Source organism: Flavobacterium sp. (genome assembly GCF_030146175.1).
Classification (GTDB): Bacteria; Bacteroidota; Bacteroidia; order Flavobacteriales; family Flavobacteriaceae; genus Flavobacterium.
This window is the reverse complement of record NZ_JASLCE010000039.1, coordinates 1-6,012: the sequence shown is the minus strand read 5'-3', so window position 1 is coordinate 6,012 and position 6,012 is coordinate 1. Positions and strand designations below refer to the sequence as shown.

Sequence of the window (6,012 nt, the reverse complement as noted above, 5' to 3'; positions counted from 1 at the left end):
TTTGGCTTATGAACTGGGCGACGACTGGAATCAGAAAAAAGTATCATTACTCGAACAAAAAGAAACCGTCGAAACCGATATACTCGCACAGGTTGCCGCAATACTAAAAATACCGGTTGAAGCCATCGAAAACTTTAATGAAGAACAGGCTATGAATATTATTGCCAATACGTTTAATAATGAACACAGTATAGGTTTTGTTATTAATAATTACAATCCTATCGAAAAAATAATTCAACTCCACGAAGAGAAGATTGCTTTATACGAGCGTATGCTACAGGAAAAAGACGAAATGATGGCACGCCTGGAAAAGCTAATTGAAAAGAAATAACCTATGAGTCACACCTGACAGGTTTTCGAAACCTGTCAGGTGTATAACTTTAAAAACAAAAAAACTACGGCCTCAACCGTAGTTTTTTAATTCTTTAATCGGATTGATTATAACAATGTCGACGCTAAAAACGATTTCGGCTTTTACGCGATAACACGGATTGTAAATCCGCGCTATCGGGTTTATCATTCATCCACAACACCTGACAGGTTTTTAAAACCTGTCAGGTGTAATGTAAATAATCATCTAATCTTCGATTTCAAAACTATACTCCTCAAGATACCAATCAAAAACATAATAGGTCATCATGGTAGTATGAGAAAACTCGATTAAACAAGGTTCATATGATCTAACAGCATCTATTCCCTTTTTAGGATCGATACATTTACCATTCTCATAATAAAAATTGGCGTAATAACGTGCGTTCGGTACATTTGGTTCAATCACTTTATGCGCTATAAATTCCTGTAACTGCGCTGCTGTTACTGGATTAAATTCACAATTTGTATATATGTCGAAATACATAAACGCTTCATTTATATACAGTATAAATTCTTCGTTGGTAATTACCTCAATTAATTTTCTAATGGTTTCTATTTCGTACTTCTTGCTTAAATAGTGTTGCACAATTTCTGTTACTTCTGGTATCAAGCCATAGTGTAATTGCTCTAAATCGATTTCTATTTTTCCAATAATCATGGTTTCTGTTTTTAAGGTATTATACCAACTGCCATGTAGTTTGAACTTCTTCTCTTCTAAAAAAGTCCGGACTTACAATCCATGCAATAAATATATTGCACAATTTGTAAATATATTCACTTTTAATAACCCGATAGTACGGTAAAAGATTACACCTGACCCGATAGCGCGGATTTGCAATCCGTGCTATAAGTATTGAAGAAGCGGTAAAAGATTACACCTGACCCGTTTTGGAAACCTGTCAGGTGTACTAACTTTTAAAAACAAAAAAACTACGGCCGCAACCGTAGTTTTTTTATGCATTCATCGAATGGATTATACCAATGCCGCTGCTAAAACGATTTCAGCTTTTAGCAATTGTGAAATCGGACAGTTTTCTTTGGCATCCAAAGCGGCTTTTTGAAACGCTTCTTCCGATATTCCCGGTACGCTGGCTTTTACGTCCAATTGCACCTGGGTGATTTTACCATCTTCGAAAACCACTTTCGCATTCGTGTCGATGTTATCGGCTGTAAATCCGGCTTCGTTTAGTACAAAACTTAACTTCATCGAAAAACAACCGGCATGCGCCGCACCAATCAGCTCCTCCGGATTGGTACCTACTCCGTCTTCAAAACGCGTTTTAAACGACAAATTAGCATTGTTTAATGTTGTACTTTGCGTGGATACGGATCCTTTACCTTCCATACCACTACCTTTCCAGTTGGCACTGGCTCTTCTGATTAGTTTCATAGTTATCGTTTTTTTAGCTCCTATAAAGTTAACCATTTCATATAAACAAAAAGTTAAATCTCCGTATCATGTCTTTTATCCTTTCTGATTAGTCGATAAAATCGGTTGGTTTCAAAATAGTATTCCAACTTTTGTTTGCCTTCTCTCTATACAACCACATCAATTGCATCATATATTATAATAACCTTATTTAATAGTCATCCTTTTGTTATTTATGTACCTCATTGTGTATTTCGTCGGTAAAATATGACACTTTATCGATATGTTTGTTTTTTTAATTGTATAAAATTTTAAAATCAAGAAAAAAGTATAATTTTATAACAAAGCCCCCCAACAATTTACCGAAACAGTACATTTTGCAATTATTATTGTTAAAAATCAAATGCTATGTATACAAAAAGAAACAAAACAACTAGTAAAAAGTTCGTATTTTGGCCTAAAAACATTGGTTATGTATTAATCTTCTGGGCCGTGATTCAAACGCTTTTATATTTCTATCTTGATTTAAAATGGGTAGCACTGCCATTGATTCCGGTTGCTGTAATTGGTTTGTTGTCGCTCCTTGTTTTTAGTCTGAAAAACATGCAGGTACAAAAACATCGTTCGGAAACCGACATGCTTTGGAACACAATTGTTCGTACGAGTACTACGTGGGCTACTTTTTTGCAAAACAGTTTTGCAGTAAAAACAGAAATCTATCAGGAATTAAAAAACAGGCATCAGGCATGGCTTATTGTACTTCACAATCAGCTGAACTCACAAAAAGAAAATGAAACCACTTGTATAAGAGCCGAATTAGCACCATTGATTTCGCAAAATGAGATTGATTATATCTTCAAACAAAAAAATAGTGCCAAACAACTTATGGCATTACAATCGCATCGGATAAAAGAATTATTTGATCAAGAGATTATTGACAACAATCAGCATTTAACGTTACTCGGACATCTGGCCGATTACTATGAGTTACAATTGCGTTGTGAAAAAACGAATCCGCATTCCAATAATTCCATTCTGGCAACGATTAGCTTGTTTCTGATTCAATTGTTTATTCTGTTGTTGCCATTTGGATTGATCAATGAATTTCAAAAGATAAAAAGCGATTATGTATTATTAACGATTCCGTTGTGTATACTCCTTTCGGTCTTCTTTATTTTTACCGAACAACAGGCGCAAAAAAACCAGAAAGTCAGTCCGGTCTCATTTTAGCCCTTTATAAAGTAAACAAAAGCACCTTCAGGAGGTGCTTTTTTAATGACTCGTTGCCGCCAAAAAGTTAATTTTTTGCCAAATACCAAATCCTTATTTAAAAAGCTGTACTTTTACCGACTGATTAGTCGATCTAAAATTATGGACAAACAAAAAGAAATCCTTGCCACTGCTTTAAAACTATTCGTAGACTACGGTTTCCACGGAACAGCGACTAGTAAGATCGCCAAAGAAGCCGGTGTAGCCAACGGTACTTTATTCCATTATTACAAGACCAAAGAAGATTTGATCATTGCGCTTTATATCGATATCAAGTTACGGGTAGCCCAACATATTGAAAGTTACCGTGACGAGCAAACCGAATATAAAGAACACTTTAAAAAACAATTTATCGGACTGATGTTATGGTCGTTGGAAAACGATTATGAGTTCCGCTTTATTCAGCAATTTTACTTTTCGCCTTATGCTTCGCTGATGGATTATGAAGAAATTCAGAAGTTATCCAAAAAAGGATGCGAAGAACTGGAGGAAGCCATGGCTCAAAATCATATCAAAAAACAACCAATCGATTATCTGATTGCGATCGTGAACAATTATGTTTTCGGAATACAACAATATTTACGACAATCGAAACTGACTACAGATGAAAAAAAAGAAGTTATTTATAACTCCTACGAAACCCTTTGGATTATGATCAGCTAATCCTTTTTTTTAAACCCTTATAGAGTGATTAGTCAATCTAAACCTTTTTAAAAACCAATGCTTTTACGAAAAATTATGATAACCCTTATTGTAGTACTCCTAACCCTTACCCTTGGTGTTTATTTATTTTTACAGCAACCTAAATTTGGAAAACTTCCATCGGGTGCGCGCCTGGAACGCATTAAAAAATCACCGAACTTCCGTGATGGACAGTTTCAGAATAGTAGTGAAACACCCGATCTAACCGAAGGTGCCAGTTATTTTTCGGTTTTAAAGGAATTTATATTTAAAGAAAACACCCGGGTAAAACCAACCACCGAATTACCGGCCGTAAAAACCGACCTGCACAAAATCACTCCAAATGAAGACGTCTTTATCTGGTTTGGACACTCGTCCTATTTCCTACAAACCAACGGTATCAAATTTCTGATCGATCCGGTTTTTAGCGGTGCCGCCTCTCCTATCCGGATGACGACCAAAAGTTTTGGTGGTAGTGATCGTTATACTACGGCAGATATTCCGGAAATCGATTATTTGATCATCACACATGATCACTGGGATCACCTTGATTATGAAACGGTAAAAAATCTGAAAAGCAAGGTAAAAACCGTTATCTGTGGATTAGGCGTAGGCGAACACCTGGAATATTGGGGCTATGACAAATCCCGTATTATCGAAAAAGACTGGCACGAAACTATTGAGTTGATCAATAATACAAAATTACATACCACACCAGCGCGTCATTTTTCCGGCAGAGGATTGTCCAGAAACAAATCGTTATGGTTGTCGTTTGTATTGGAAACACCCGACAAAAGAATTTTTATCGGTGGCGATGGCGGTTATGATAATCATTTCAAGGCAATCGGAGATAAATTTGGTCCATTTGATTTGGCCATTATTGAATGCGGACAGTATGATAAAAACTGGAAATACATTCATTTAATGCCCGAAGAAGTGTTACAAGTCGCAGAGGATTTGAATACCGAAAAACTTATTCCGGTTCACTGGAGTAAATTTTCGCTGGCCAATCACAACTGGGACGAACCCATTTCCCGTCTGGAAACCTTAAACGACAATCCTACCTTACGTCTTTGTACCCCTATGATTGGAGAAAAGATGAATCTCGATGCCAATACAACCTTCACCCAATGGTGGAAAAATGTAAATTAATCCGATGCAACCCATGTTATATATCTTTAAAACCACCGTCAAAAAGAAAAAAGACGTTAAATCCATCACCCGTATTTTTGAAGAAAACGAAGCTATTCTGCATTTCAATTTCGATTTAGAAGACCGGGACAAAATTCTCCGGGTAAAAAGCGAAAAACTGGAAGCCACTGAAATTCTATCGCTTATTTCCCATTTGGGACATGATTGCGAAGAATTGGATCTGTAAATAAATTTTCTTTTTTTATTTCAAATTAATACTTCCATCTACCATCGATTGCGGTACATAATCGGACGTTATTTCCAGTTTCCAACCTTTGTCATAGGCCATAGCTGCTAAAGCGGTACAATCCCAGGATAAAAAACCGTCGTCCTCTCTGCATAGCGGTGTTCCGCCTCTGTTTAAGGCTTTTTTCTGACTCCATACTTCTTTGTGTGCCTGAAGTGCCAATGCAAAATTGGAATGAAATTCAGCTTCATTGTGTTCTGTCAAGCTTTTAAAAGCGTTTAAAAAGCGACTTATTCGGTACAATCCAAACTTTTGTTTTACATCCGGTCCAAGTTCCGATTTGTATTTTTCCAAATCAGCTTGTGCTTCGTTATACAAAGCGGTATTGAAATTTCCAGTGAGAAAGTATTCCTTTATTATTTTTAGAAAGCAGGTTATAAACGTATTCTTGCCCCAATCTTCTCCTCTGTATATCCAGTTTTTTATCGGACTATTGGCTATTCTTTTTTGCTTTTCTGTATCACGGGCAATGACTGCCCAATACAATGCCGGCAGGGTACTAACGTATTCGCCGCTGGGTTCAACCAAGATTTCAAAAGCGCCGCTCTCCTCTATTGTTGCTTCTTTGGTTTCATCTTCAAAATGAATCAAACGAAAATATTCACTCATACTGTTTACTCCATAACGAAACCATTTTTGCTGTGTTTCCAATGCTGTTTTCTGCAAAACGGACATTTGTAGTAATTGCTTCGCATCCCGGAAAAGATAATAGAAGAAACGAAACTTGCTCTTCGATTTTTCAATTGAATAATCAAATTCTCCTTGTATCCACTGGAAATTACTTTCAATAATCTCCGGATGATCTACTTTGTGTAAGTAAATGTGTTTGTCATCTTTTACCTTTTTTACAGGAGTTTTGGGCTTTGCCAGTTTTTCTTTTTTA

General features: G+C 36.4%; 8 protein-coding genes. 5 read left to right on the top strand and 3 right to left on the bottom strand.

Annotated features, from left to right (window positions below):
• The coding region (locus tag Q1R07_RS04430) for an XRE family transcriptional regulator (RefSeq protein WP_300486384.1) at positions 1 to 331 on the top strand (331 nt) is incomplete at its 5' end.
• 246 nt (positions 332 to 577) lie between these two features.
• Here the strand turns inward: Q1R07_RS04430 and Q1R07_RS04425 are convergent.
• Both Q1R07_RS04425 and Q1R07_RS04420 read right to left on the bottom strand, forming a co-directional pair.
• Positions 578 to 1,030, bottom strand: coding sequence for a hypothetical protein (locus tag Q1R07_RS04425; RefSeq protein WP_300486382.1), 453 nt, complete (start codon positions 1,028 to 1,030; stop codon positions 578 to 580).
• A gap of 315 nt (positions 1,031 to 1,345) precedes the next feature.
• Complete coding sequence (locus tag Q1R07_RS04420; RefSeq protein ID WP_300486380.1) at positions 1,346 to 1,762, bottom strand: OsmC family protein; 417 nt, start codon at positions 1,760 to 1,762, stop codon at positions 1,346 to 1,348.
• A 387-nt stretch (positions 1,763 to 2,149) separates the two neighbouring features.
• Here Q1R07_RS04420 and Q1R07_RS04415 point away from each other — a divergent pair, with 387 nt between their 5' ends.
• The 4 genes from Q1R07_RS04415 to Q1R07_RS04400 all read left to right on the top strand — a co-directional run bounded on the left by Q1R07_RS04415 (position 2,150) and on the right by Q1R07_RS04400 (position 5,069).
• Positions 2,150 to 2,971, top strand: coding sequence for a hypothetical protein (locus Q1R07_RS04415; RefSeq protein ID WP_300486378.1), 822 nt, complete (start codon positions 2,150 to 2,152; stop codon positions 2,969 to 2,971).
• 141 nt (positions 2,972 to 3,112) lie between these two features.
• The gene (locus Q1R07_RS04410; RefSeq protein ID WP_300486376.1) at positions 3,113 to 3,673 is read left to right on the top strand and encodes a TetR/AcrR family transcriptional regulator; all 561 of its coding nucleotides are present in this window, start codon (positions 3,113 to 3,115) and stop codon (positions 3,671 to 3,673) included.
• Positions 3,674 to 3,748: 75 nt separating this feature from the next.
• The gene (locus Q1R07_RS04405; protein ID WP_300486374.1) at positions 3,749 to 4,843 is read left to right on the top strand and encodes an MBL fold metallo-hydrolase; all 1,095 of its coding nucleotides are present in this window, start codon (positions 3,749 to 3,751) and stop codon (positions 4,841 to 4,843) included.
• A 4-nt stretch (positions 4,844 to 4,847) separates the two neighbouring features.
• The gene (locus tag Q1R07_RS04400; RefSeq protein WP_300486372.1) at positions 4,848 to 5,069 is read left to right on the top strand and encodes a hypothetical protein; all 222 of its coding nucleotides are present in this window, start codon (positions 4,848 to 4,850) and stop codon (positions 5,067 to 5,069) included.
• Between the two features lie 15 nt (positions 5,070 to 5,084).
• Here Q1R07_RS04400 and Q1R07_RS04395 read toward each other — a convergent pair.
• A partial coding sequence (locus Q1R07_RS04395) for an immunity 49 family protein (RefSeq protein ID WP_300486371.1) occupies positions 5,085 to 6,012 on the bottom strand: 928 nt, incomplete at its 5' end.

What these genes read in the sequence shown, in the direction of transcription:
- Q1R07_RS04425 (WP_300486382.1), bottom strand. Translation starts at nt 1,030, where the DNA reads ATGATTATTGGAAAAATAGAAATCGATTTAGAGCAATTACACTATGGC.
- Q1R07_RS04420 (WP_300486380.1), bottom strand. Translation starts at nt 1,762, where the DNA reads ATGAAACTAATCAGAAGAGCCAGTGCCAACTGGAAAGGTAGTGGTATG.
- Q1R07_RS04415 (WP_300486378.1), top strand. Translation starts at nt 2,150, where the DNA reads ATGTATACAAAAAGAAACAAAACAACTAGTAAAAAGTTCGTATTTTGG.
- Q1R07_RS04410 (WP_300486376.1), top strand. Translation starts at nt 3,113, where the DNA reads ATGGACAAACAAAAAGAAATCCTTGCCACTGCTTTAAAACTATTCGTA.
- Q1R07_RS04405 (WP_300486374.1), top strand. Translation starts at nt 3,749, where the DNA reads ATGATAACCCTTATTGTAGTACTCCTAACCCTTACCCTTGGTGTTTAT.
- Q1R07_RS04400 (WP_300486372.1), top strand. Translation starts at nt 4,848, where the DNA reads ATGCAACCCATGTTATATATCTTTAAAACCACCGTCAAAAAGAAAAAA.